21 protein-coding genes are annotated in these 25,644 nt (G+C 73.3%); 10 read left to right on the top strand and 11 right to left on the bottom strand.

Features of this window, described 5'->3' with window-relative positions; genetic code table 11:
- Positions 1–60: 60 nt before the first annotated feature.
- Both ACF9IK_RS31335 and ACF9IK_RS31330 read right to left on the bottom strand, forming a co-directional pair.
- A complete protein-coding gene (locus ACF9IK_RS31335) occupies positions 61–882 on the bottom strand; it encodes an ABC transporter permease (RefSeq protein ID WP_395297438.1) in 822 nt (273 codons plus the stop codon).
- Positions 879–1,799: an ATP-binding cassette domain-containing protein gene (locus tag ACF9IK_RS31330; RefSeq protein ID WP_395297437.1), complete on the bottom strand. Its 921-nt coding sequence runs from the start codon at positions 1,797–1,799 to the stop codon at positions 879–881. The genes ACF9IK_RS31335 and ACF9IK_RS31330 overlap by 4 nt, the downstream gene beginning before the upstream one ends.
- A 132-nt stretch (positions 1,800–1,931) precedes the next feature.
- Between ACF9IK_RS31330 and ACF9IK_RS31325 the strand changes: the two genes are divergently transcribed.
- Positions 1,932–3,236: a sensor histidine kinase gene (locus ACF9IK_RS31325; protein WP_395297436.1), complete on the top strand. Its 1,305-nt coding sequence runs from the start codon at positions 1,932–1,934 to the stop codon at positions 3,234–3,236.
- On the top strand, positions 3,233–3,904 hold the full coding sequence (locus ACF9IK_RS31320; protein WP_395297435.1) for a response regulator: 672 nt from the start codon (positions 3,233–3,235) through the stop codon (positions 3,902–3,904). The genes ACF9IK_RS31325 and ACF9IK_RS31320 overlap by 4 nt, the downstream gene beginning before the upstream one ends.
- A 182-nt stretch (positions 3,905–4,086) precedes the next feature.
- Here the strand turns inward: ACF9IK_RS31320 and ACF9IK_RS31315 are convergent, their stop codons facing one another.
- Positions 4,087–4,935, bottom strand: a complete 849-nt coding sequence (locus ACF9IK_RS31315; RefSeq protein WP_395297434.1) for a helix-turn-helix transcriptional regulator — start codon at positions 4,933–4,935, stop codon at positions 4,087–4,089.
- A 171-nt stretch (positions 4,936–5,106) separates the two neighbouring features.
- Between ACF9IK_RS31315 and ACF9IK_RS31310 the strand changes: the two genes are divergently transcribed.
- Positions 5,107–5,745, top strand: a complete 639-nt coding sequence (locus ACF9IK_RS31310; RefSeq protein ID WP_395297433.1) for an NADPH-dependent FMN reductase — start codon at positions 5,107–5,109, stop codon at positions 5,743–5,745.
- Between the two features lie 96 nt (positions 5,746–5,841).
- On the opposite strand, the gene ACF9IK_RS31305 is transcribed toward ACF9IK_RS31310, so the two are convergent.
- Positions 5,842–6,297 (bottom strand): hypothetical protein, encoded by a 456-nt coding sequence (locus ACF9IK_RS31305; protein ID WP_395297432.1) that lies wholly within the window; start codon positions 6,295–6,297, stop codon positions 5,842–5,844.
- Positions 6,298–6,432: 135 nt separating this feature from the next.
- On the opposite strand from ACF9IK_RS31305, the gene ACF9IK_RS31300 reads away from it, so the two are divergent.
- On the top strand, positions 6,433–7,527 hold the full coding sequence (locus tag ACF9IK_RS31300) for a hypothetical protein (RefSeq protein WP_395297431.1): 1,095 nt from the start codon (positions 6,433–6,435) through the stop codon (positions 7,525–7,527).
- Positions 7,528–7,807: 280 nt separating this feature from the next.
- On the opposite strand, the gene ACF9IK_RS31295 is transcribed toward ACF9IK_RS31300, so the two are convergent.
- Entirely contained in the window at positions 7,808–9,253 is a 1,446-nt protein-coding gene (locus tag ACF9IK_RS31295; RefSeq protein WP_395297430.1) for a helix-turn-helix domain-containing protein, read from the bottom strand.
- Positions 9,254–9,627: 374 nt separating this feature from the next.
- Between ACF9IK_RS31295 and ACF9IK_RS31290 the strand changes: the two genes are divergently transcribed.
- Positions 9,628–12,813 carry a M28 family peptidase gene (locus ACF9IK_RS31290; RefSeq protein WP_395297429.1) on the top strand — a complete coding sequence of 1,062 codons (3,186 nt, stop codon included), beginning with the start codon at positions 9,628–9,630 and terminating at the stop codon, positions 12,811–12,813.
- 110 nt (positions 12,814–12,923) lie between these two features.
- Here ACF9IK_RS31290 and ACF9IK_RS31285 read toward each other — a convergent pair whose 3' ends face one another.
- Both ACF9IK_RS31285 and ACF9IK_RS31280 read right to left on the bottom strand, forming a co-directional pair.
- Complete coding sequence (locus ACF9IK_RS31285; RefSeq protein ID WP_395297428.1) at positions 12,924–13,568, bottom strand: hypothetical protein; 645 nt, start codon at positions 13,566–13,568, stop codon at positions 12,924–12,926.
- A gap of 299 nt (positions 13,569–13,867) precedes the next feature.
- The gene (locus ACF9IK_RS31280) at positions 13,868–14,515 is read right to left on the bottom strand and encodes a hypothetical protein (protein ID WP_395297427.1); all 648 of its coding nucleotides are present in this window, start codon (positions 14,513–14,515) and stop codon (positions 13,868–13,870) included.
- 232 nt (positions 14,516–14,747) lie between these two features.
- On the opposite strand from ACF9IK_RS31280, the gene ACF9IK_RS31275 reads away from it, so the two are divergent.
- The gene (locus ACF9IK_RS31275; protein WP_395297426.1) at positions 14,748–16,067 is read left to right on the top strand and encodes a cytochrome P450; all 1,320 of its coding nucleotides are present in this window, start codon (positions 14,748–14,750) and stop codon (positions 16,065–16,067) included.
- Positions 16,068–16,130: 63 nt separating this feature from the next.
- Here ACF9IK_RS31275 and ACF9IK_RS31270 read toward each other — a convergent pair whose 3' ends face one another.
- From ACF9IK_RS31270 to ACF9IK_RS31260, 3 genes are all read right to left on the bottom strand, one after another.
- Complete coding sequence (locus tag ACF9IK_RS31270) at positions 16,131–16,520, bottom strand: hypothetical protein (protein WP_395297425.1); 390 nt, start codon at positions 16,518–16,520, stop codon at positions 16,131–16,133.
- A gap of 108 nt (positions 16,521–16,628) precedes the next feature.
- Positions 16,629–18,824 (bottom strand): discoidin domain-containing protein, encoded by a 2,196-nt coding sequence (locus ACF9IK_RS31265; protein ID WP_395297424.1) that lies wholly within the window; start codon positions 18,822–18,824, stop codon positions 16,629–16,631.
- A 438-nt stretch (positions 18,825–19,262) separates the two neighbouring features.
- A complete protein-coding gene (locus ACF9IK_RS31260) occupies positions 19,263–20,531 on the bottom strand; it encodes an ROK family transcriptional regulator (protein WP_395297423.1) in 1,269 nt (422 codons plus the stop codon).
- Between the two features lie 245 nt (positions 20,532–20,776).
- On the opposite strand from ACF9IK_RS31260, the gene ACF9IK_RS31255 reads away from it, so the two are divergent.
- The 4 genes from ACF9IK_RS31255 (at position 20,777) to ACF9IK_RS31240 (ending at position 25,306) form a co-directional block, all read left to right on the top strand.
- Positions 20,777–22,090 carry an ABC transporter substrate-binding protein gene (locus ACF9IK_RS31255; RefSeq protein ID WP_395297422.1) on the top strand — a complete coding sequence of 438 codons (1,314 nt, stop codon included), beginning with the start codon at positions 20,777–20,779 and terminating at the stop codon, positions 22,088–22,090.
- Between the two features lies 1 nt (position 22,091).
- Positions 22,092–23,036 (top strand): carbohydrate ABC transporter permease, encoded by a 945-nt coding sequence (locus ACF9IK_RS31250; RefSeq protein WP_395297421.1) that lies wholly within the window; start codon positions 22,092–22,094, stop codon positions 23,034–23,036.
- Positions 23,033–23,875, top strand: coding sequence for a carbohydrate ABC transporter permease (locus ACF9IK_RS31245; protein ID WP_395297420.1), 843 nt, complete (start codon positions 23,033–23,035; stop codon positions 23,873–23,875). The genes ACF9IK_RS31250 and ACF9IK_RS31245 overlap by 4 nt, the downstream gene beginning before the upstream one ends.
- 81 nt (positions 23,876–23,956) lie before the next feature.
- Positions 23,957–25,306: a GH1 family beta-glucosidase gene (locus ACF9IK_RS31240; RefSeq protein WP_395297419.1), complete on the top strand. Its 1,350-nt coding sequence runs from the start codon at positions 23,957–23,959 to the stop codon at positions 25,304–25,306.
- Here ACF9IK_RS31240 and ACF9IK_RS31235 read toward each other — a convergent pair.
- Positions 25,284–25,445, bottom strand: coding sequence for a hypothetical protein (locus ACF9IK_RS31235; protein ID WP_395297418.1), 162 nt, complete (start codon positions 25,443–25,445; stop codon positions 25,284–25,286). The genes ACF9IK_RS31240 and ACF9IK_RS31235 overlap by 23 nt on opposite strands.
- Positions 25,446–25,644: the final 199 nt, after the last annotated feature.

Below are 25,644 nucleotides of genomic sequence, written 5' to 3'. Positions count from 1 at the left end.
GAATGCCCGGAGTGGGAAGTCGGAATGACCGACTTCCCACTCCCTCCGTCTCTCTTCCGCTCACACGTCGCGGCGCCGTACTGCGAGCACCGCCAGTACGACTGCCACCAGCGGCCAGAGGACGAACACTGCGACCGCGCCGGGCACCGTGGCCGTGTACTCCAGGTTGTCCGGCGAGTCGCCCCAGTTCTGGACCAGGCGCTTCCAGGCCGCGAAGAGCGTCACGTGGTTCACATCCGCGGACCACCGCGAGCTCGTCGAGAACAACAACGGGAACATCAGCAACAGGAACGCACTGCTCACCATCGTCATCGCGCTGTGCCGGATCAGTACCCCGAGCCCCACGCCGACCACTCCGCACACCGGGGCCAGCAACGCCGACGCGACCAGCGCCCGCGCCACCCCGGGGTGGGTGATCGCCACACCCATCCCTTCCCCGTCGAGGACGGCCTGCGAGACCAGGAACGACCCGGTCGAGATCACCGCCCCCGCCACCGTCCACACCACCCCCGTCACGACCGCCTTAGCCAGCACCACCGACCCCCGCGCGGGCACCGCCACGGTCGTCGTCCGGATCAGACCGGTGCCGTACTCGCTCACCACGGTCAACGCGCCCGCGCTCCCGGCCACCAGCATCAACGTCAGGTAGCCGGCCGGCGGGTAGGCGTCGAAGGGCACGAAGCCCTCGGGCCGCGCCCGGCCCGACGCGCCGCCCGCGAGGTTCCGGACGTCGGCCAGGGCCGCCACCGCCGCCGAGCCGACCACGAACAGCGTCGAGAGGGCGAGCGTCCACGCCGTCGAGCGCAGCGACCGCAGCTTGATCCACTCTGCGGCGAGCAGGTCGCCGAAGCGCGAAGGCGGCACAGCGGTGAGAGTGGTCATCGGCGTTCTCCTGCCAGGTATTCGACGCTGTCCGCGGTGAGTTCCATGAAGGCCTCCTCCAGTGACGCCGAGCGGCCGGTCAGTTCGGTCAGCGGGATCCCGTGCGCGAAGGCGAGCGCGCCGATCCGGTCCGCGGGCAGCCCCGTCACGGTGATCCGCTCCCCGCCCCCCGAGCCCTCCGGCTCGACCGACGCACCCTCGCCGGCCAGCACCGCCGACAGCTCGGCGACCCTCGGCGTACCCACCAGGACGCTGCGCCGCGCACTGCGGGCCGCGAAGTCCTGGACCGGCTCGGCCGCGATCAATCGACCTCGCCCGATGACGACGAGATCGTCGGCGGTGTTCTCCATCTCCGACATCAGGTGGCTGGAGAGGAAGACCGTCCGTCCCTCCCCGGCCAGCCGTCGGAACAGCCGGCGCACCCACAGCACGCCCTCCGGATCCATGCCGTTGACCGGCTCGTCGAACATGAGCACCGGAGGATCCCCGAGCAGCGCCGTGGCGATCCCGAGTCGCTGCTTCATCCCGAGCGAGAAGCCGCCGATCCGGCGGCCCGCCGCCTCCGCCAGGCCCACCTCCTCCAACACCGCGCCCACCCGGCGCAGCGGGATGCCGTTGCCTCGCGCCAGCGCCGCCAGGTGGGCTGCCGCGCTGCGGCCGCCGTGCACCTGGCCGGCGTCGAGGAGGGCCCCGGCGTGCCGGAGCCCGCGCGGGTGGCTGCGGAACGGCACGCCGTCGACCGTGGCCGTCCCGCCGGTGGGCGCGTCCAGGCCGAGGATCATCCGCAGGGTGGTGGTCTTGCCCGCGCCGTTGGGGCCGAGGAATCCGGTGACCCGACCCGGCCGCACGGTGAAGGACAGCCGGTCCACGGCCGTCTTACCGCCGTATCGCTTGGTGAGTTCGTTGACTTCGATCACGCAGACGACTCTGCCGCCGGGGCCCCGGCCCGGGCATCGGACCGGGGACGGCACCTCAGCCGCCGGCATTCACCCACGGGCGTACATCCCCGGGCCGATGCCGTGCGCATGACGGCTGGCTAGTCTCACCGCATGGACGACGCAACACCGACCGCCGAGCCCTCGCGCTCCTCCGACCGGCTCGGCGCAACCCCACCGACCGGCCGTGCCGCCGTGGCCTGGTCGGGAGGTGTGCTCTACGTCCTCGTGCTCCTCCTCCTCATCGGGGGCTCGTCGCGGGCGCCCGCGACGGTGCCGGCCGTCGGCTCGCTGCTGGCCGCGGCCATGCTGATCGGAGTGGTGCGCCGGCAGCCGCTGCCGGCGCTGGCCCTCACGCTGGTCGGGGCCACCGCCATGGTGCTGTCCACCTCCGGCGCCGCCCACAACCGACTGGCGGTGGGGTACCAGAGCGAATTCCTCTCCTACCTTGCGGTGGACGCCGTCGTCGGCTTCATCGTCGCCACCCGCACCCGGCGGGTGGCCGTCGTCGCCGGCACGGTGTCGTTCACCGTGCAACTCCTCGTCGTCGCCGCGTTCGCGCACGGGGACAACCTGACCGTCAACGTGGTGATCGTGCTGCTCGCGCTCGCCGCAGCCGGTGCGGTCGGCCTGCTGGGCCGCGAGCGCCGTGACCACGCGGTTGCGCTGCGGTCGCAGGAGGTGGCCGAGGCCGTGACGGCCGAACGGCTCCGGATCGCCAGGGAGTTGCACGACATGGTCGCGCACAGCATCGGTATCGTGGCCATCCAGGCCGGCGTGGGGAGCCGGGTCCTCGACACCCAGCCGGCGGCGGCCCGGGAGGCGCTGGAGGCGATCGAGGCCACCAGCCGGGAGACGCTCGCGGGCCTGCGCCGCACCCTGGTGGCACTCCGTCGGACCGATCCGGCCGAAGCCGGTCGGGGCTCGCTCGCCTCGAACACTCGGCGGGAACCGCCCGCACCCGCGCCGGGACTCGCCGACCTCGACCGGCTGGTGGCGGCGACCGCGGACGCGGGCGTGCGCGTCGAGCTCCGCCGCAGCGGGGACCAGCGTCCACTGCCACCCGAGCTCGACCTGTCGGCCTACCGTATCGTGCAGGAGGCGCTGACCAACGTCGTCCGGCACGCGGACGTCGGCCACTGCCGGGTGGCCGTCGAGTACGGGGACGAGGAGCTGTCCGTGGAGGTCGTCGACGACGGCCGCGGGGCGGCGCGCGCGCCCGGGAAGAACCCGGGCCAGGGTTTCGGCCTGGTCGGCATGCGCGAGCGGGTCGCCCTGCTGCACGGCCGGCTCAGCGTCGGTCCTCGGCCGGAGGGCGGCTTCCGGGTGGCGGCACGGCTTCCGCTGCCCGAGCCCGTCACGGCGCCGGCCGAGACCCCGGACAGGGCCACCGCGACGACGGCGGAGGCGGCCCGGTGACGCCCGTCCGCGTGCTGCTGGCCGACGACCAGCCGCTGGTCCGCTCCGGCCTGCGCGTGCTGATGGCCGACCACCCGGACCTGGAGGTCGTCGGGGAGGCCGCGACCGGCGCCGAGGCGGTCCGGCTGGCCGCCGAACTCGCCCCGGACGTCGTGGTGATGGACATCCGGATGCCCGGCATGGACGGGATCGAGGCCACCCGCCGGATCACGGCCGACGGCGGGTCGACCCGCGTCCTCGTCCTGACCACCTTCGACGAGGACGACCACGTCCACGGTGCGTTGCGGGCGGGCGCGAGCGGTTTCGTGGTCAAGGACATGGCGCTGGACGACATCCTCGCAGCCGTCCGCGTGGTCGCCGCGGGCGACGCGCTGATCGCGCCGGGGGTGACGCGCCGGCTGATCGCGGACTTCGTCCGGCAGCCGGCGGCCACGCGCGCGACCGTGCCGTCGGCGCAGCCCGTCGAGGGCATCACGGAGCGGGAGCGGGAGGTGCTGACGCTGGTCGGGCGCGGCCGGTCGAACGCCGAGATCGCGCAGGACCTGGTCATCTCGGTGGCCACCGCCAAGTCGCACGTGTCCCGGCTGTTCACCAAGCTGGGCGCGCGGGACCGGGTTCAGCTCGTGATCACCGCGTACGAGCTGGGGCTGGTCGCACCGCCCCGCTGAGCACGCTGTCCGGCCGCCGGGAACGGGGGCGGGCCCTCGTCCTGCAACGCCGCCGCGAGCTTCTCGGCGGTCCGGACCGTGCGGGCGGCGACGGTGGTGGTGGTCGGGTGGGCCGTTCCCCTGGCGCCCTCCAGGTGCTGCCGGATCCGGCGGCCCCCGCGGTGCCCGGCCGCTCGGGGCATTCAGACCGCGCGGAGGCCGCCGGGGCGCAGACCGGTGAGACGGTCGAGCGCGGCCGCGGCGGCCTCGTCGGCCGGGAGGTGGACGATGAGGCGCTGGTCGTCGTCGGTGGGCAGGTCCAGCGTCTCGTACGCGAGACGCAGCTCGCCCGCCTCCGGGTGGACCATCCTGGTGATCCCGCTGGCCTTCGGCAGGCCGGGCAGCGACTCCAGGCGGTCGGCGAACTCCGCGCCGCAGGAGACGGTCAGCTCGTCCATCAGGCCGTCCATGTGCGGGTTGGAGCGGCCCGGGCCCTGCTTGAGCGCGGCGACCTGCTCATCGGCGACGCGGACCCAGTCCGGGTAGGCGGTGCGGGCCCGCGGGTCGGTGAAGACGAAGCGGGCGAGGTTCGGCCGGGCGCCGTCGAGCAGGCCGATCGGCCCGACGAGCTGCCGGTAGCCGTCCGTGCAGGCCAGCACCTCGCTCAGCCGGTTCAACAGCACGGCCGGGGACGGTTCGAGACGGTCGAGCAGCGCCTGGACCGTGGGCCGCACCACCCGGTTGGGACCGGACGCGCCCGTGCAGCTGAAGCCGGGGTCGGCGCCCTTGGTGAGCCGGTACAGGTGCACGCGCTCGGCGGCGGTGAGACGCAGCGCGTCCGCCAGCGCGGAGAGCACCGGCGGCGACGGCCGGCGGTCCCGGCCCTGCTCCAGCCTGGTGAGGTACTCCACGCTGACCCCGGCGAGCGTCGCCAGTTCCGCGCGGCGCAGCCCGGGGGTGCGGCGGCGCGCCCCGGTGGGCAGGCCGACCTCGGCGGGGGTGACGGCCTCCCGGCGGAGGCGCAGGAACAGTCCCAGTTCGTTGTCGCTCACCCGGCGAACCTAACACCCCCGCCCCGGGCGGATCGTGGCCCTGCCACTACCACTCTCCGCCCGGCCTTCCTCCGGTTCCCCGGGGCCCGGCAGTCTGGTGGAGCCGGCCCCGATCGGGGCGGCCACACCGATGGCATCCCCTGTCCACTCGCGATTCCGAGGAGCACCGCCGTGTCCCAGTCCCCGTCCCAGACCCAGCTGCAGTCCCCGTCCCGACCGTTGAAGCTCGCCGTGCTCGTCGGCAGCGTCCGGGAGGGCCGCTTCGCCCCCGTCGTGACCCGCTGGTTCACCGAACAGGCCGAGCGGCACGGCCAGTTCGAGGTCGACGTGCTCGACCTGGCGGACTTCGACATCCCGCTCGAACTGCCCGCCATGCCGCCGGCGATGAACCCGGACCTGGTCCGACCGGCCGGAATGGCCGAGCTGACAGCGAAGTTGGCGGCCGCCGACGCGGTCGTCGTCGTGACGCCCGACTACAACCGCAGCTTCCCGGCCTCGCTGAAGGCCGCCATCGACTGGCACTACGCCGAGTGGCAGGCCAAGCCGATCGGCTTCGTCGGCTACAGCGGCGCCAGCGGCGGCCTGCTGGCGATCGAGCAGCTGCGTCAGGTGTTCAACGAGCTCCAGGCGCACACCGTGCGGAACTACGTGTCCTTCCCCCGCTACTACCAGCTGTTCGACGCCGACGGCACGCTCCGCGAGCCGGCCGGGCCGGAGGGCGAGGCCAAGGTGATGCTCGACCAGCTGCTCTGGTGGGGCTCCGTCCTCCACGACGCCCGCCGCGACCGCCCCTTCACCCCTGGCCGTTGAGGCTCCGGCCGGTGAGACTCCGGCCGGCGCGGCTTCTCTCCTCTCCCGGGGCCGCCCGTCGGCCGGGTGCCGGAGGGCGGGCGCGGGCGCGCGACGCTACTCATCGGGCGGGCACGGGAAGCCTTCGAGGGTTGCCGTGTAGCGCTGCTCGTCCGGGTCCCACCGAAAGGGGACGACGATGCTGCCGGGTGGAGGAACGTCCGACGAGCGGTCACGCCCGGCCGCTGCCTCCAGGTCCCGCTCGTCGCGACGTTTCTTGGCGGCACCTATCACCGCGAGGATCGCGAGCAGCAGGACGAGCACGCCGGGCACGGCGAACTGGATGCCGGCCGAGACCGGCAGCCCCAGCCACCACAGACCCGCACCGAGCGCGGGCGGCAGTACGACGGGCACGACGACGAGCGCGGGCCCCGGCTCCTTCGAGCGGGGCTGCCCACCCTTCGACCGCCGCCACTGGTCGAAGGCCGCGTTGACCACGTACCGAAGGGCCGCCCCGGTCTCCAGGACGAGCAGCAGCACACCGAGCAGGATGTCCACCGGCCAGGGGATCATGTCCTACATTGTCGCCCGGCCCGGCACGGTACCGCCTGAGTAGCAGTGCTCATTCGGTAGGCCGGAGGCGTCGCGGCACACTCGGAACCGCGGCCAGGTCGCGGCGACTCCCGGTCCCGCAGCGCAAAGGCATAGATGAGCGGCCGCTGGACTGCCATCAACGCCCTCGAAGCGAGGGGCGTCGTCGGCAGCTTCACGAATCAGACTGCCCTTGCACCGCTTCTCGCGGGTACCGGCTATACGGGCCGTGACGGGCTTTGCCACACCAGCAACCTCAACCCCGCCTACTTCCCCGACGGGTTCTGCTGGACCCCGGCCGACGACGTCTCCTCGGTGTGGACGCCGCAGGGGTCCACCGGGTCCCACGACGCCCAGCCCGGTGGTACCTGGTTCGGCAAGTACGTCTACATCGCGTCCTGGCACAACAAGACCAATACGATGTCTCGCATATCGGTTGTGGACAACAGCACCGGCGGTGCGCCGATCTACAACAACGTCCTGCTCGTCGACCCCTACGGCTCCGGTACCAGCGCCAACTTCAAAGCTTCCGCAGGCCACGCCGACGGCATCACGTGGTACGGGAACAAGCTCTTCCTGGCCACCGGCCACGTGATCCAGGTCTACGACCTGCGACACCTGTGGAAGCTGGGCGCGCACACCGACCAGGTCGGGGTCACCGGTAGCACGGCGTCCGCGGCCTACCACAACTACGCCCTGCCGATGATCGGAAGCTACTCCAACGGCAGCGGGGACTGCACCGCCACCGCCCCCTGCCCCACCTCGCTGAGCCCGGACCGTAACGGCACCGACAGCCTCGTCACCTCCCAGTTCATGCTCCACGGCGGGGGCCCCGTCGTCCGCTGGCCGCTCAACGCGGCCGACGCACTCCTTGAGACGAACGGCCCCAACAACTACACGGGCGCGGTGACAGCGAACGCCGCCTACCGGGTGCCGATCTGGAAGGTGCAGGGAGCGGCGACCGACGGAACCTACTACTACTTCAGCGGCCTGTGTCCTGAGTTCGCCGATTCGAAGATCGAGAACAGCGACGACCCCTATTGCATCCACCGGGCGAAGCCGGGCGAGGCACCGCACGTGTTGACCCGGGCCCCGCGCCTGACCCAGAACCTGTCCTGGTCGCCGTCGGCAGGCCGTCTGTGGGGAATCAACGAGCGTTTGAACTACTCGGATCCCTCGCGCATGGTGTTCTCCATCAACCCGCCGAATTGATCGCTGCCGCCCGGACCACACGTCACAGGACGAACCGGGCGTGCGGCTGAAGGGGGCGATGACGGTCAACGACCCGGGAGAGCACCTCGGGGCGGCCGTCGCCGAGCAACCCCAGCACGTGGAAGTGCGCTGGGGGCTGGCGCCATCGGCTGGAAGGTCCGTCACCTGGCTCGCCAGGTGACGGACCTTCCAGCGTTTCGGTGCAAGTCGTCCTCTTCGCCCCCCCGGCAGCTCGCGCCCGCCCGGCACCACCCGCGGGCGGCGTGATCGCCTCCGGCCGTCAGGATCCCGCCAGCCCGGCGGCGGCCAACCGGTCTTGCAGTCCGCGCAGTTCGTGCCGGACCAGCGCCGGCAGCGCGGCAGCATCCGCCAGCAGCGGTCCGACCAGCTCGGCGGCAGTGCGCGGGTCGTGGGCGCAGAGGTGGCAGTCGGCGATCCGGATGGTGAAGAGCAGCCGCGCGGTCGGGAGCTGGTCGGGCGCGAGGAGGCGCAGCGCGGTGCCGGCCGCATCGACGGCGCGCAGCGCCAGCCGGGGATCGTCGACGGCCACCGCGGCATCGCGCAGCGCGGCCGCGGCGCCGGCCTCGACCCGCAGGCGCATCGAGGCGATGGAGAGCCAGGGCGCGTCGGACTCGTCGTGCTCGCCGATGTGGTCCAGGTGGAGCCGGGCCCGGGCGATGTGCCGCACGGCGCCCCGGACGTCGCCGGCCAGGGCGTACGCGCGGGCCCGGCCGACCTGGGACATCGCACCGGCCCAGTGCCGGCCGGGCGCGGCGCGGCCGATCTCCACGGCGTAACCGAGGGCGGCGGCCGGGTCGCCGTCGAGCCGGGCGAGGGTGCTCATGTCGCTGAGCGCCGCGACCTGGGTGGCCGGGTCGTCGGCCAGTTCGGCCCAGGTGAGCGCGCGGTCGAAGCAGGCCATCGCGGTGGCGTTGCGCCCGTCCTGCATCCGCAGGCCGCCGGCGGCGTGCGCGTACTCGGCGGCGAGCCGGGCGAGCGGGCGCCGGGCGCGGGCGGATCGGGTGCGGGCGAGCCGGCGGAGGATGACCCGCAGGGTCTCCTCGACGGCGGCGGTGCCGGGCGCGACGGGCGTCTCGCCGGCACGGAGCCGGGCGGCGAGCAGGCCGGCCAGGGCGTGGGCGGTGTCGGCGTCCAGTGGCGGGGCGGTGTCGGGGTCGGCGGCGCAGAACGCGGCGTGCAGGGCGGCGGCGTCGGCGGGCGCGGGGACGGCGCAGCCGTCGGCACCGTGCAGCGGACAGAGCATGCCGTAGTCGGGGAGGCGGCTGGGCGGGTCGACGACCGGCGGCGGTACGAGCGGCGGGGCGGGCTGCGGCCGGGGGCCGGCGCCGGGGGTGCCTGGCAGCGGCGGTCGGGCCCAGTCGGCCGGTGCGGCGGGCGCCTCCCGGTCCCACTCCTCGGCCCGGAGGCAGGCGGCGCGCAGGTCGCCATCGGCGGCGAGCAGGTCGTCGAGCCGGGCGGCGAGCCGCGGGGCGGCCCGGCGGGTGCCGTGCTCCAACTTGCTGACGGCGGTGTGGTCGTAGCCGATCGCAGCGCCGAGCTGCGCCTGGGTGAGGCCGGCCCGGCGGCGCCAGTGCCGCAGCCGGGCGCCGAAGGCCCGCCAGAGCGGTTCGGCCGGCGGGACGGCGGCGGGCGGTGCGTCGACGAGCGGGACGGCGGCGGGCGGTGCGTCGGCCGTGTCCGGTGCAGTGGCGTGGTTCCGGTGCACGGGGCTGCCCTCCCGAGTCCGCTCCCGGTCGATCCTTCGCGCGCTCTCCCGGTCCGGTCCGGTCCTTCCGTTGCCGAGGACCTTGCCGAGGGCCTTGCTGAGGACGGTACTCGACCGGAGCCGCCGCGTACATCCGATGACCGCCAACTGGTCTCAACCTCTTGGTCTCAACCTCTTCACAGAACCCGCAGCTTGACAGAACTTGCCAACCGCACGAGTGCCGCGCTCCAGCCGTTGACGGTGGCATGACGGCGTGTGAGGGTTCCGGCACCCGAGCGCGGACCACCGCACGGCCGTCCCCCTGCGGCCCCGGTGAGTGCCAGTCAGGCGCGCGGTCCGCGGTCGAGCACCCCCACGTTCGAGGAGCCTCGGAAATGAAACGCAGACTGCTGACGGCGGGAACCACCCTGACCGTCCTGGCCGGCATGCTCACCGCCACCGCGGTCGGGCAGGCGGTCGCCGATCCGGGACCGGCCGCCGCCGCGCCGCCGAGCGCGCTGGCCGCCGCCGTCGGCGCCGCCGACCAGGCGGCCGCGGCGGGCCTGGACGCCCTGGCCAAGGGGCCTGGCGAGACGTACGAGCGCCAGTCCGTCACCCCGTGGCTGGGCGGCCTCTACTCGGTCGCGTACGAGCGCAGCTACCAGGGCCTGCCGGTGGTCGGTGGCGACGCCGTCGTGATAGCCGACGGCCAGGGCCGGGTCCGGGGCCTGCAGGCCGCCGCCACCGGGCCGGTCGGCGGCCCCACCACCCCGTTGGTGAGCGCCGCCCGGGCGGAGAAGACCGCCCGCACCAAGCTGGCCGCGGTCGACCGCGTCGAAGTGCGCCGCCTGGTCGTCCGGGTCAAGGACGGCACCGGCCGGCTCGCCTGGGAGACCGTGCTGGGCGGCCGCTCCGCCACCGCCCCGAGCCGGCTGCACGTCTTCGTCGACGCCCGCAGCGGCGAGGTCATCGACAGCTACGACGACGTCAAGGCCGGTACGGCGAACAGCAAGTGGAACGGCCCGGCCCCGGTCACCATCAGCACCACGGCCTCCGGCGGCTCGTACTCGCTGCGCGACCCGAGCCGGCCCGGCCTGAGCTGCGCGGACTACGGCACCGGCCAGGTGTTCAGCAAGTCGAGCGACTCCTGGGGCAACGGCAGCCCGACCAGCAAGGAGACCGGCTGCGCCGACGTGATGTTCGCGGCGCAGAAGGAGTGGGACATGCTCCGCGACTGGCTGGGCCGCAACGGGCACAACGGCAACGGCGGCAGCTGGCCGGTCAAGGTCGGCCTGAACGACGTCAACGCCTACTGGGACGGCAGCTCCGTCTCCATCGGCCACAACAACGCCAACGAGTGGATCGCCGCGATCGACGTGGTCGGCCACGAGTTCGGCCACGGCATCGACCAGTACACCCCGGGCGGCGCCAACAACGAGAACGGACTCGGCGAGGGCACCGGAGACATCTTCGGCGCACTCACCGAGGCCTACGCCAACGAGCCTTCGCCGTACGACAGTCCGGACTACACCGTCGGCGAGATGATCAACCTGGTCGGCCGCGGACCGATCCGGAACATGGCCAACCCCTCCCAGGTCAACAACGACCCCAACTGCTACTCCAGCTCGATCCCCAGCACCGAGGTGCACGCCGCGGCCGGCCCGCTGAACCACTGGTTCTACCTCCTGGCCGAGGGCTCGAACCCGGGCGGCGGCAAGCCCACCAGCCCGACCTGCAACAACTCCTCGGTGACCGGCATCGGCATCAAGGACGCCGGCCGGATCTTCTACGGCGGCATGCTGCTCAAGACCAGCGGCATGACCTACAAGCGGTACCGCACCGCCACGCTGACCGCGGCGAAGAGCCTCGACCCGAGCTGCAACCTCTTCACCCGCACCAAGGCGGCCTGGGACGCGGTCAGCGTGCCGGCCCAGAGCGGCGACCCGACCTGCACCAGCACCGGCTCCGAGTTCTCGATGACGCTGAACCCGGCCTCCGGCTCGGTCCAGCCCGGCTCCTCGGCCACCGCGACGGTCAACACCTCGGTCGTCTCCGGCTCCGCGCAGACGGTCGGCCTGACCGCCTCCGGCGCGCCCGCGGGCACCACGGTCTCGTTCAGCCCGTCCTCCGTCCAGGCCGGATCCTCCGCGACGATGACCGTCTCGACCTCGGCCGCCACCCCCGCGGGCAGCTACGTCGTCACCGTGACCGGCACGGGCTCCACCACCCACACCGCGCAGTACACGCTGACGGTCGGCGGCGGCAACCCCGGCGGCGACGCACCCGACGTCAGTGTGGCCAACGTCCAGGCGCACCTGTCCCAGCTCAACACCATCGCCTCGCAGAACGGCGGCAACCGCCGGGCCGGCACGGCCGGACACAGCCAGTCGCTCGCCTACGTCAAGGGCAGGCTGCAGGCCGCCGGCTACACCGTCAGCGAGCAGACCTGCACCTCCTGCACCTACCGGTCCAACAACCTGGTCGCCGACTGGCCGGGCGGCCCGTCCGACCAGGTGACCATGTTCGGCGCCCACCTGGACAGCGTCGGAGCCGGCCCCGGCATCAACGACAACGGCTCCGGCTCGGCGGTCCTGCTGGAGACCGCGCTGGTGCTCGCCCAGCAGAACCCGGGCCTGACCCGGCACGTCCGGTTCGCCTGGTGGACCGGCGAGGAGCAGGGCCTGCAGGGCTCGCAGTACTACGTCGGCCAGCTGAGCTCCGGCCAGCGCAGCGCGATCAAGGGCTACTACAACTTCGACATGGTCGGCTCGCCCAACGCCGGTTACTTCATCAACAACCTCAACTCCGCCGCCTCGGCGCCGATGAAGGCCTACTGGGACTCCCTGGGCGTGCAGCCCGAGGAGAACGTCGAGGGCCAGGGCCGCTCGGACGACTACTCGTTCCAGCAGGCCGGCATCCCCACCTCCGGCTACGCGGCCGGCGCCAGCGCCACCAAGACCTCGGCGCAGGCGGCCAAGTGGGGCGGCACCGCGGGCCGCGCGTACGACTCCTGCTACCACTCGGCGTGCGACACCACGGGCAACATCAACGCCACCGCGCTGGACCGCAGCGCCGACGGCGTCGCGTACACCCTGTGGAAGACCTCGGTGGGCGGCGGCCAGCCGACCAGCGACTTCTCGATCGCGGTGAACCCGGCCACCGGCACCACCGCCCCGGGCGGCTCGGTCAGCGCCACGGTGTCCACGGCCACCACCTCCGGCTCGGCGCAGACGGTGAACCTGGCCGTCTCCGGCGCGCCGAGCGGGGTCACGGCCTCGGTCAGCCCCTCCTCGGTGCAGTCCGGCGGGTCCGCGACGCTGAACATCGCGGTCGGCTCCGGCACCGCGGCCGGCACCTACACCCTCACCGTGACCGGCACCGGCTCGGCCACCCACAGCACCACCTACTCGCTGGTGGTCGGCACCGACCCCAACCCGGGCGGCACCTGGACGCCGGGCACCACCTACCGGGCGGGTGACGTCGTCACCTTCAACGGTGTGAGCTACCGCTGCATCCAGGGCCACACGGCCCAGCCCGACTGGGAGCCCCCGATCGTCCCGGCGCTCTGGCAGCAGATCTGAGCGGACGGATCCACTGCCGAACGGCGGGACAGGCTGTGCCGCGGAGTCGTCGAGGGGGACGGCCCGCGGCACAGCCGCGTCCGCACGTGCGGCGACACCGTGCGGACCCGTCAGCCCGGGTGGAAGACGATCCGGACATCGGCGTCGACCGGGAGGATCAGGACGTTGCCCGCCTCCCACGTCCAGTTGCGGGGGATCAGGAACATCCGGCCGTTGACCTGTGCCAGCAACCGAAGGCCGCGGTACCGGTAGCGGAACCGCTGCCCCGCTCCCCCGTCCGGCAGGGCCCGCTCGTCCACCCCGGACCACTGGAGGTAGAGCCGCTCGGTGGTGTCGACCACGACGGCCGGGCGCAGCGCCAGGTTGCCGGCGAGCCGCTCGGCGTCGCTCTCCCCCTTCTGATGGGCGAAGCCGCCGGCGGCCCAGAACGAGCACAGCACGATGAGCGCCAGGCTGATGCCGAGCGCCGCTCGCTCCCCGGTGAGCGGGTAAGGGGCGTCGGTGGTGCGGACGGCGAGCAGCCGGGCGAGCATGACCATCAGGAGCGCGCCGCCGAGCAGCAGTGGGGTCCCCATCGGCCCCGCGTCGATCACCTCGAACCCGGCCAGGAAGCCGAGCACCACCAGCGGGACGACCAGCACCACGACGGCCCAGCAGGCCCGGCCGACGACCCGGCGGCCGTCCGGTCCGGTCCGCACGGCCCGGGTCGCCAGGTGGTAGGCGAGCGCGGCCAGCAGGGCTCCGCAGAGCAGCACCCCGGCCGGAAGGTAGAGCGCGGGCGAGCTGCGGAGCAGGAGGTCCTGGGTGCCGAAGCCGAGCGTCGCGGCGTCCAGGCCGAAGTAGTTGTAGAGCGAGTCGGTGTAGGCGAAGCCGAAGAAGAACAGCAGCGCGGTGACGAGGGTGGTCGGCCCGATCCAGGAGGCGATCAGGCCGAGCCAGCTACTCCACGAGCGGCCGGTGGACGGCTCGGGGGCGGGCTCGGGCTCGGCGGCAGGCTCGGGCTCCCCGGCCTCGACGGGCTGTCCGGGGGCGGGCGGCTCCTCCGCGGCAGGGTTCAGGGGGTGCTCCCGCTGCCGGCGCTGCTTTGGGAGGTGGTGCTTTGGGTGGTGCCGGACGTGGTGCCGCCATTCTGGCCGCCATTCCCGCCGCCCCCGTTGGCGTTGGCATCATCCGGGACCTCCACCGTGGTGTCGGCCTTCACCGACTGGCTCTTCCCTCCGGCGACCACGGTGAGGCAGATCTGGAACTTGGGCTTGGGCTCCGGCGGCTTCATAACGACGCTGACCTGCGCCGAGCCCCCACTGAACGTCACGTCCTCGGAGGCGGGGGAGCTCGAACCACCCGCACAGTCGTGCACCTCCTTGACCGTGGCCGTGAAGTTGCTCGTCACCGTGCTCTTGAGGGTGATGTAGATGTTGTCGGGCCACACCCCGCTGGCGCTCGCCGATACGTTGCCCGCACCGGCGAACCCGCCCTGGTTCCCGCCCGCCTTCGTCCGCTGACCCTCGGGCTGCTGCCCCTCGGCCGGGGGCGTGTCCCCCAGCTCGGCGGCGCCGGCCGCCGAGCTCTGCGCCCCGGATCCGGAGCTGGATCCGCCACCGCCACCGCAGGCGGTCAGCACCGGCAGCAGCAGCGCCGCGGCCAGCCACCGGGCCGGTCTGCCGGCGGTCCTGCGGGGTGTGGTGAGCGCGGTCCCGGGCATGCGATCTCCCATCCGAAGGGGCGAACCGAGAAGACGGCCGGGCAGGCCACGTCGAAGGCTACCCATTCGCACACGATTCTCCTGTCCGCCGGCCGGGTGGAACGGCGTCGCGAAAGGTCGGGCGGTCTCCGCACATCGCCCGATCGGGGGACCGGTGACCGGCGAGGAGCCGGTGACGTACAGTCAGGCGCGACAGTCCCCCGCCCCTGCCGGCCGACCGAGGAGCACCCCCGTGGCCACGGAAGCCCACCCCGCTCACGTTCCGCCGCCCGCCACCGGGCCGGGCCGGCCCGTTCCCGAGCTGCCGGCCGGGGCCGTCGCGCGCTGGAAGGACGAGAAGGGCGACCTGGTCGAGCTGTTCGCGCAGGCGCAGCGCGAGCTCGGCGGGGTGGCCGCGATCCGGCTCGGACCGCGGCCGACCGTCCTGGTGACCGGACCGGAGGCCGTTCAGCACGTGCTCGGACGCCACCCCGAGCGGTACGTCAAGCGCTCGCACCGGGCCCGGATGCTGGCCGGCGAGGGGGTGCTCTCCGCCACCGGCGAGGCCTGGAAGCGCCAACGGCGGCTGCTGCAGTCCCAGTTCACCGGCACCGGGATGCGCCGCCACGAGCACCGGATCGCCGAGGCGGCGCGCCGCACCGCCGACCGCTGGGCGCAGTACGCCCGCACCGGTGAGCAGTTCGACGTCGCCGAGGAGATGCGCCACTTCGCGCTGGACACCATCTGGCGGGCCCTGACCGGGCGCCCGCTGGACGACCGCACCGACGGCGAACTGGCCGCGGTGGCACGGGTGGTGGCAGCGATGCCGACGCTGCCTGCGGACGGCACCGGCGTCCCGGCCGCGGTCGCCGCGGACCTCGCGCGGATCGACGCCGTCGCGCACGCCGCGATCGACGCCGCCCGGCGCGCCCCGGAGCGGGACGGCCTGTTGCGGGTGCTGGTCGACGCCGGGGAGGAGCACCCCGAGTACACCGACCGCCTGATCCGCGACGAGCTGGTCACCCTGCTGGTGGCCGGCCACGAGACCACCGCCACCACGCTGACCTGGCTCTTCCTCCTGCTCGACCGCTGCCCCGAGGCACGCGCGTGGGCTCTGGCGGCCGGCCCCGCAGGCTCCGCCGGGCGGCGGGAGGCGGTACAGGCGCTGGTCAGCGAGACGCTGCGGCTCTACCCGTCCGCGTGGATCCTGCCCCGGCACGCGGCCGAGGACGACACCCTGGTGGGCCACCGGATCGAGGCCGGCACGGACGTCATCGTCAGCCCCTACCTGACCCACCGCGACCCCGCCCTCTGGCCCGACCCGGAGCGCTTCGACCCTGCCCGCTTCACCGCGTCCGGCGCCCGGCCGGCGCACCTGGGCGCCTACTACCCGTTCGGCCTGGGCGCCCGGGCCTGCCTCGGCACCCAGTTCGCCGTCCGGGAGGCCACCGCGCTGCTCGAACTCCTGCTCCCCGCGCACCGGCCCCGGTTCCTGAGCACCCCGGCCGGTGCGGCGTACGGCATCACCGTCCGCCCGGACGGGCCCACGCCGGCGGTGCTGGCCGGGGAGTGAGCGGGGGCGCCACCGGCACCGCGCCCCCGCCGGGGGCGGGGGCGGGGGCGCGGTGCCGGATGCTCAGGCTCCGGCCGGCCGGTCCTCCTCAAGACCGTCGAGGACGAATCCGTTCACGAATCGCACCCGGTACGCGGTCCGGGGCCCGGCCCAGGCCCAGGCCCAGGTCCAGGCTCCGACGGCGAACGCTCCGTTCGGGATGACCTGCTGACGGAGGTTGTCGAGCAGGTGGGTCGTGAAGCCGTCGTACCGGGCGCCGCCGATCGGCCGGTCGAAGGGCGCGAGCGCGTCCCGGGCCACGCCGCCGGTTCCCTCCGCCACGCCCGTGACGACGCCCTCCAGGCCCCGGGCCGGGAACAGCGGACCGGGGAGGCCGGTCCCACCGGCCGTGCCGGCGCCGGTGACCCGGGCATCCCTGGTCAGCTTCACCTTCGCGCCGGGCTCGTACGGCATGGCCGGCCTCCTCGGTCGATCTCGGCCGTGATCACGGCCACCGTCGTCGAGTCGCCGTGGAGGGAACCGGTGTTCGACGGACCGGGGGGCCGTCGCGCCAGCGGGCCGTCAGGGGTAGGCCACCAACGTCGACGGGGTGGTGGACGTCCCCGAGGTCGCGGCGCCGGTGCCGTTGATCACGTGCTCGTACTGGCCGTTGCCGCCGAGCGAGACCACGAGCAGGTCGTGGAACCGCACACCCGGCCGGACCGGCGCCTCGAAACCGTGGTCCATCCGGATGGTCGGGTCCACGTTGAAGTAGCAGTAGCTGCCGAGGCCCCACCCCTCGTGGACGGTGACGCCGTCGTCGACCTTGTACGCGGCGAATCCCTTGGTCGGGCCGTTCTGCACCGCGGCCTGGTTCGGGGCGTCGTAGGCCTTCTCGTTCTGGAAGAAGACCGTCCGCCCGCGCTCGCCGGACCACTGCACGTCGTACTTCTTGAAGTGCTCCACGAACAGGCCGGTGGCCAGCACGTCGTCGCCGCGGACCAGCAGGCCGTAGTCGGCGGGGTTGGTGGTCCAGCCGACGCCGGCACCGTGGTCGGCGCGCCAGATCCAGGTGTGGTCGATGATCACGTCGTCGCTGTTGATCACGACCCCGGCGGTCGCCGAGCCGGGGCCCGCGCCGCCGACGCGGACGAACACGTCCTGAAGGGTGGTCGGATCGGCCGCGTGGTCGGCGGCGGAGCCGTCCGGGCCGATCTGAACCAGCGAGGGCGAGTTCACCGCCCCGGCGTCGATCAGCAGGCCGGCCAGCCGGACGCCGTCGACGTCCGCGACCCTGATCGCCGTCACCCCGTTGTCCGGGACGACCGTCGCCAGGCCGAGGCCGAGCACCACGGTGTCCGGCCGGGTGACCTCGATCGGCCGGTCGACGTGGTAGACGCCGGGGGTGAAGAGCAGGTCGAGCCCCTGGGCGAGCGCGGCGTTGATGGTGGCGGCGGTGGCACCGGGCTTGACCAGGTAGAAGTGGTCGAGCGGGCGCGAGGTGCCCTGCGGGGTGCCGTCCCAGGAGACGCCGCGGGCGTTGGTCCGCCTGGCCGGGACGAACACCTTGTACTGGCCGCCGTCCAGGTAGAGGAAGGGCTTCTCGCGGGAGACCGGGGTGGTGTCCAGCATGGTGTAGGGCGGGTCGGGGAAGGTCTGCGCGGGCGCGCCCTGGACGCCGGAGAACACCTGGTTCCAGACGCCGTTGGAGAAGCCGCCGATCGCGCTGTCCCGCGTGTACCACTGCTGCTGCGAGTAGTTGCCCACGCTGCCGTCGATCCGGCTGTCCGCGATGTACCCGCCACTGGCCCAACCGTAGCCGTCCGGCGACAGGTTGAGGCCGCCGCGGACGTGCATCCGGCGGAACGGCGCGGCCTGGGCGACGGCCCAGCGGTCGGTGCCGTTGACCGGGGTGAGCGCCAGGTTCTCCGCGGAGCGCCAGAAGTTCTGGGTGGCGTTGCCGTTGAACCAGCCTGCGTCCACGGTGACGTCACCGTGGACCGCGGTGTCGTCCGGCTTCAGGCCGAGGCCTGCGATCGTGGTGTAGAAGCCGAGTTGGACGTTGAGGCCGCTGTAGCTGCCCGGCTTGAAGAGCAGGGCGTAGCGCTCGGGGCCGAACTGGTTGGCCTCCTGCTTGCGGAACACCTCATCGACCTTGGCCTGGATCCCGGGCGTGGCCGGGTCGAAGACCAGTACGTTGGGGCCGAGGTCGCCGCCGCCCTGGACCGGAGGGACGCCGTCACCGGTGTTGACCTGCATGCTCCAGAGCGAGTAGCCCCAACCGGTTCCCCGGGTGAGGCCGTTCAGCCGGACGAAGCGGCCGCTGCCGGAGACGGTGAGCGTCTCGGTGCCGCCGGTCCCGCTGGCGGTGGCGTACAGCGTCCGCCAGGCGGTGCCGTCGTCGGAGGCCTGGATCTGGTACGAACGCCCGTAGGCGGTCTCCCAGTTGAGCACGACACGGCAGAGCTGCCGGACGGAGCCGAGGTCGACCCGGAGCCACTGCGGGTCGGAGAAGGCGGACGACCAGCGGGTGCCCGGGTCGCCGTCGACGGCGTTGCCGGCGGTCAGGGCGGCGTTCTCGGTGGAGGACGCGGTGGCGGGCCGGCCGCGGGCGGCGTCGTCCGTGCCGCAGTCGGCGGAGGCCGCGGCTCGGTCCCGGGCCGGCGGAGCGGCCTGAGCAGGCGGAGCGGGCAGGGCCAGGGCGGTGCCGGCCAGCAGGGCCGCCAGGCCGAGCAGGGCGGTCGGGCCCCGACGGGGGCGTGCTGAGGTCAGCCTCATGGGCTACTCCTGCGGTGGGGGTGGGTGGGTGCGGGGGCGGCACACCGGGACCGCACCCGGCGCAGCGCAGGCGCCGGGCGGTGGGGAACGGCAGGACGGGCCGGAGTCCGGGTGGGATCCGGGCGGTCGTGCGGGCAGCACGTACCGCCGCGGCGGCCGGTCACCGGGGTGTGCGACGGAGCACCACCGGCCCGCCGTCCGGGCCCGGGGAGCGCCCCCGATCGGGAGTCTCGGGGCTGCCGATCGGAGGTGTCAACCCCGTGCGCAGACTTTCCTCATGGCGTGAACTCGGCTTTGTGTCAACGGATTCAGCCGAATCCCCTGGTCACCGGCGATGCGACGGCCCCGCTTTCCGCGGCCCGGCGGCCGCACCGTCCGCGGCTCAGCGACTCAGCGGCTCAGCGGCTCAGCGGCTCAGCGGCTCAGCGGCTCAGCGGCTCAGCGGCCGCCCGACCGCACCGCGGTCGCACGCTCGGCGGCGCGGCTCGGGAACTCCCCTCCGGAGTCCAGGAAGTCCGAGAGTGGAAGCGTCGCGGCGCCGACGGTGACCGCCTCCGGGCCGAGCGTCCCGAGCACGATCGAGGTCTGCTCCCGCGGGAAGCGCAGCGCGTACTCGGTGGCCGCCGCCCGGATACCGGGCAGCAGCCGGGGGCCGAGCAGCAGCCCCGCCCACCCGCCGATCACGATCCGCTCGGGGTTGAACAGGTTGACCAGGTCGGCGATGCCCGCGCCGAGGTACTCGGCGGCCTCGGCCAGCAGGGCGGCCGCGGCCGGCTCACCCGCCTCGGCGGCTGCCAGCAGCGCCGCCAGCCCGGCCTTCTCACCCCCGGGCGGCGCCGCGCCCCAGCGCTCCAGCAAGGCCTCCGCCCCGACGTACGCCTCCAGGCAACCGCGCGCGCCGCACCGGCAGCGCCGGCCCCCGACGTGGACCTTGGTGTGGCCCCACTCCCCGGCACTGCTCGTGGCCCCGCGGAAGCGCGCACCGTCGGCGATCACGCAGGCGCCGACGCCGGAGCCGAACAGAGCGACCACCGCGTGCCGGACACCCCGCCCGGCACCGAACCACATCTCGGCCTGGCCGAGCGTCTTGGCGCCGTTGTCGACGAAGAGCGGCAGGTCGGTGCCGGCCCGCAGCAGCCGGCCCAGCGGCACGGCGTCCCAGCCGACGGTCTGGCCGTGCACGACGATGCCGAGACCGTCCCGGTCGCCGGCGCCCCGGTCGCCGGCACCCTGCTCGACGATGCCCGGCACGCCGATGCCCACGCCCAGCACGGCGGCCGGGTCGGTGCCGGTGCGCTCCAGCACCTCGGCGAGTCCGGCGAGGATCAGCTCGACCACGTGGTCCACGTCGTGGCCCTGGTCGGAGAGCGGCCGGTCACTGGCGGCCAGCTCCGTCCGGGCGAGGTCGAACAGCGCCACCCGGACCTGCGTCTCGCCGACGTCCACCCCGACCAGGAAGGCCCGCCGGGCCGCGACCCGGAGCAGGATCCGCGGCCGCCCGCCGTCGGACTCCACCGAGCCGCACTCCTCGATCAGCCCGTCGGCGATCAGCTCACCGGTGACGTTGCTGATCGATCCGGCGCTCAGGCCGGTGACCGCGCCCAGTTCCTGCCGGCTGAGCGGTCCGTCGAAGTAGAGCCGCCGCAGCAGTGCCGACCGGCTGCCTCTGCGCAGGTCACGCACCGTCTTCTTGCCCCGCACGGTCATGGGATCTCCCTCCTGAGCCGAATCTATCGCTGTCCGAACCCTTGACGGAAGCTTTTCTCACACGTTAAATCACGGCCTGAAGTAAGCCTTCCAGCAACGAACTTCACCACACCCGACCCCCACCGCGGATCACCCGTACGCCGCCCGGCGCCGGAGCGGGCAGGCTCCGACGCCCCCCAGCACCCCGTCCTCACCGCAATCTCACCCCAGACGCAGCCCACCAGCCCGAGAGGGGCACATCGGTCATGCCCACGAGCCGAGCCGCCGCAGCCACCGCCCTGGTCGCCACCCTGGTCCTCACCGCCACCGCCTGCGGAGGCGGTTCCACCGCCGGCGGCGGGGGCGGCGGCAGCCCGCGCACACTCACCTACTGGGCCTCCAACCAGGGCACCAGCCTGGAGAACGACCGCCAGGTCCTGGAGCCGGAGCTGAAGCGGTTCGAGCAGCAGACCGGCATCAAGGTGAAGCTGGAGGTCGTCCCCTGGTCCGACCTGCTCAACCGCATCCTCGCCGCCGCCACCTCCGGCCAGGGCCCGGACGTCCTCAACATCGGCAACACCTGGTCCGCCTCGCTGCAGGCCACCGGCGCGCTGCTGCCCTTCGACCAGGCGGCCTTCGGCCGGATCGGCGGCCGCGACCGCTTCCTGCCCGCCGCGCTCGCCTCCGCGGGCGCCCCCGGCAGGGACCCGGCCGCCGTCCCGCTCTACTCGATGGCCTACGGCCTGTACTGGAACCGGAAGCTCTTCGCCGGGGCCGGGATCGACAAGCCCCCGGCCACCTGGGAGGAACTGGTCGCCGACGGGAAGAAGCTCACCGCCGGCGGCCGGTACGGCCTGGTGGTGGAGGGCGGCAACGTCAACGAGAACGTCCACCACGCGTTCGTCCTCGCCAAGCAGCACGGCACGGACTTCTTCGACGCCGCCGGGAAGCCGGCCTTCGACGGCCCCGGCGCCGTCGCCGCCGTCAAGCAGTACGTCGACCTGCTCGGCACCGACAGGATCACCGCACCCGGCAACGCCGAGTACGCCAACAACCAGTCCGTCACCGACTTCGCCACCGGCAAGGCCGCCATGCTGATGTGGCAGACCGCGGGTGCCAACCTCGCCTCGCACGGCATGAAGCCCGAGGACTACGGCGTCGCGCCCGTCCCCGCCCCGGCCGGCGCCACCGGCGACCGCGCCACCACCTCGATGGTCGGCGGCATCAACCTCGCCGTCTTCCGCAGCACCCGCAACACCGACGGCGCACTGAAGTTCGTGGAGTTCATGACCGGGACGGAGGAGCAGACCCGGCTCAACAAGGCGTACGGCTCGATCCCCCCGGTCAAGGAGGCGCAGACCGACCCGGCCTTCGCCACGCCCGAACTCAAGGCCCTCACCGAAGTGCTCGCGGCCGGCGCCCGGCCGCTCCCGCAGGTGCCCGACGAGAGCCAGTTCGAGACGCTGGTCGGCACCGCGGTGAAGAACCTGCTCGCGGCGGCCGCCTCCGGCCGGCCCACCACCGACGACTCCGTGAGGGCCGAACTCACCAAGGCCCAGCAGCAGATGCCGGCCAGCTGACGTGATCCGCAAGCGCCTTCGGCCCCGCAACCGTCCCCGCATCCGCCTCCGCCCGAGCACCCTCCCGTACCTGCTGCTGCTCCCCGCCCTCGCCCTCGAACTGCTGATCCACCTGGTGCCGATGCTGGTCGGCATCGTGATGAGCCTCAAGCGGCTCACCCAGTTCTTCGTCCGGGACTGGTCCGCCGCGCCCTGGGCCGGACTCGCCAACTACCGCATGGCGGTGGACTTCCACGCCCCCGTCGGCCGGGCACTGCTGCACTCGTTCTGGGTCACCTGCGCCTTCACCGTGCTCGCCGTCGGCCTCGCCTGGCTGCTCGGCACCACGGCCGCGATCATGATGCAGGACGCCTTCCGCGGCCGCGGCGCACTGCGCGCGCTGTTCCTGCTGCCGTACGCCCTGCCGGTCTACGCCGCCGTCATCACCTGGTCGTTCATGTTCCAGCGGGACACCGGGCTGATCAACCACGTGCTCCACGACCAACTGCACCTCGTCGACGAGAAGCCGTTCTGGCTGCTGGGCGACAACAGCTTCGCCGCGCTGGTCACCGTCTCGGTCTGGCGCAGCTGGCCGTTCGCCTTCCTCACCCTCACCGCGGGCCTGCAGAACATCCCGCGCGAGCTCTACGAGGCCGCCGCGCTGGACGGCGCCGGCGTCTGGCAGCAGATCCGCCGGATCACCCTGCCGTCGCTGCGCCCGGTGAACACGGTGCTCGTCCTGGTGCTCTTCCTCTGGACGTTCAACGACTTCAACACCCCGTACGTGCTGTTCGGGCGGTCGGCCCCGGAGGCGGCGGACCTGATCTCCGTACACATCTACCAGTCCTCCTTCGTCACCTGGAACTTCGGCGCCGGCTCGGCGATGTCCGTCCTGCTGCTGCTCTTCCTGCTCCTGGTGACCGCCGCCCACCTGTTCGCCACCTCACGCCGAAGGGGTGCGGAATGATCGACCCGCCCGCGTCCTTCCGCCGGCTCCGCCGGATCTTCCTGACCGCGCTCGCCGTCTTCAGCGCCGTCCCCGTCCTGGTGATGCTCAGCAGCTCGCTCAAGCCGCTCCGGGACGTCCAGGGGCCGTTCCGCTGGCTCCCGAGCACCGTGACGCTCCGCCCCTACCTGGACATCTGGCGCACCGTCCCGCTCGGCCGGTACCTGGTCAACTCGCTGATCGTGGCCGGCGGCGCGACGGTCTGCTCGGTGCTGATCGCCGTCCTCGCGGCGTACGCGGTGAGCCGCTACCGCTTCCGCGGCCGGCGGCTGTTCACCGTGACGGTGCTCTCCACCCAGATGTTCCCCGGCATCCTGTTCCTGCTCCCGCTCTTCCTGATCTTCGTCAACGTGGGCAACGCCACCGGCGTCGCGCTGTACGGAAGCCGGGGCGGCCTGATCCTCACCTACCTGACCTTCTCGCTGCCGTTCTCGATCTGGATGCTGGTCGGTTACTTCGACTCGATCCCGCGGGACCTCGACGAGGCCGCCCTGGTCGACGGCTGCGGACCGCTCCGGGCACTGGTGCGGATCGTCGTCCCGGCCGCCGTGCCGGGCATCGTCGCGGTCGCCGTGTACGCCTTCATGACCGCCTGGGGGGAGGTGCTGTTCGCCTCCGTGCTGACGAACGACGAGACCCGCACCCTCGCGGTCGGCCTCCAGGGCTACGCCACGCTCAGCGACGTCTACTGGAACCAGGTGATGGCCGCCTCGCTGGTGGTGAGCGTGCCCGTCGTCGCGGGCTTCCTGCTGCTGCAGCGCTACCTGGTCGCCGGCCTCACCGCCGGGGCCGTCAAGTGACCGACTCCCCGGCGCCGAACCCGACCGAGACCGCAACCCCCGCCGTGACCGGAACACCCGCCGTGACCCGAAAGGCCCGCCGTGACCGACCTCAGCGCGCTGAGCTCCCTGCCCGACGACTTCCTCTGGGGCGCGGCCACCGCCGCCTACCAGATCGAGGGCGCGGCGGACGCCGACGGCCGTGCCCCGTCCATCTGGGACACCTTCGCCCGGACCCCGGGCCGGGTGGCCAACGGCGACACCGGAGACACCGCCTGCGACCACTACCACCGCTGGCCCGAGGACATCGCGCTGATGCGCCGGCTCGGCCTCGACGCCTACCGGTTCTCGATCGCCTGGCCCCGCGTCGTCCCGCACGCCGACGACCGGGTCAACCCCGCCGGCCTGGACTTCTACGACCGCCTGGTCGACGGCCTGCTGGCCGCCGGCATCCGGCCCTTCCCCACCCTCTACCACTGGGACCTCCCCCAGGCCCAGCAGGACCGCGGCGGCTGGCCGGAACGCGCGACCGCCGAGCGGTTCGCCGAGTACACCGCCGCCGTCGCCGCCCGCCTCGGCGACCGGGTCACCGACTGGGCCACCCTCAACGAGCCGCTCTGCTCCGCCTGGATCGGCCACCTCGACGGCGCGATGGCCCCCGGCCTCACCGACCTCACCGCCGCCGTCCGCGCCTCCTACCACCTCCACCTCGGCCACGGCCTCGCCGTCCGGGTGCTGCGCGAGACCGTCCGCGGCGCCCGGATCGGCCTGGTCAACAACCTCAGCCCGGTCGAGCCGGCCACCGGCTCCGAGGCCGACCGCGCCGCCGCCGTCCGGGCCGACGGGCACATCAACCGCTGGTGGCTCGATCCCGTCCTCGGCCGCGGCTACCCGCAGGACATGCGCGAGGTCTACGGCGTCGACCTGCCGGAGCGCGACGGCGACCTCGACCTGATCGCCGCGCCGCTCGACTGGCTCGGCCTCAACTACTACTTCCGCCAGATCGTCACCGCCGACCCGGCCGGCCCGGCCCCGTACTTCCGGCAGGTCGCCGGCCCCAACCCCGAGCACACCGCGATGCCCTGGGAGGTGCACGCCCCCGGCCTGGAGGAACTGCTGCTGCGGCTCACCCGCGAGTACGGCGCCCGGCGCATCTACGTCACCGAGAACGGCTCCGCCTACCGTGACACCGTCGCCCCCGACGGCACCGTCCACGACCCCGAGCGCACCGCCTACCTCGAACGGCACCTCGCCGCCTGCGCCCGAGCCACCGCCCAGGGCGCGCCGCTGGCCGGCTACTTCGCCTGGTCCCTGCTGGACAACTTCGAGTGGGCCTACGGCTACGACAAGCGCTTCGGCCTAGTCCACGTCGACTACCCCACCCAGCGCCGCACCATCAAGACCAGCGGCCACCGCTACGCCGCCCTCATCACCACCCACCGGGGGCGGTGAGGGCCTGCGCCGACGGCTCGTGCTCGCGCAGCAGCACCTGACGGATGGGGAACACCATCGGGGTGCCGCAGGCGAACAGAGCCTGCCGGTCCTCGGCTTCCAGCCGGACCACGAACGGCACCCTGTCCTCGAACTCCATCGACTGCCCTCTCCACCCGTTCCACGATCATCCACCTGGTCAACTATCCGACGCGATGGAGGTTTCGGTGTGTCCGAGAGCAGGGGCCGGCCACGGTCCCCCCGCGGGGACCGGGTCGCCCGGCTCCGCACCTGCGGGGCTCCGGCCGACCCGGGTTCTCCGTCACCACGGCGGTACGGGCGTGCCCCGCGCCGCGGAC

This window comes from Kitasatospora hibisci (assembly GCF_043950205.1).
GTDB classification, from domain to species: domain Bacteria; phylum Actinomycetota; class Actinomycetes; order Streptomycetales; family Streptomycetaceae; genus Kitasatospora; species Kitasatospora hibisci.
This window is presented reverse-complemented; position numbering and strand designations above follow the sequence as displayed.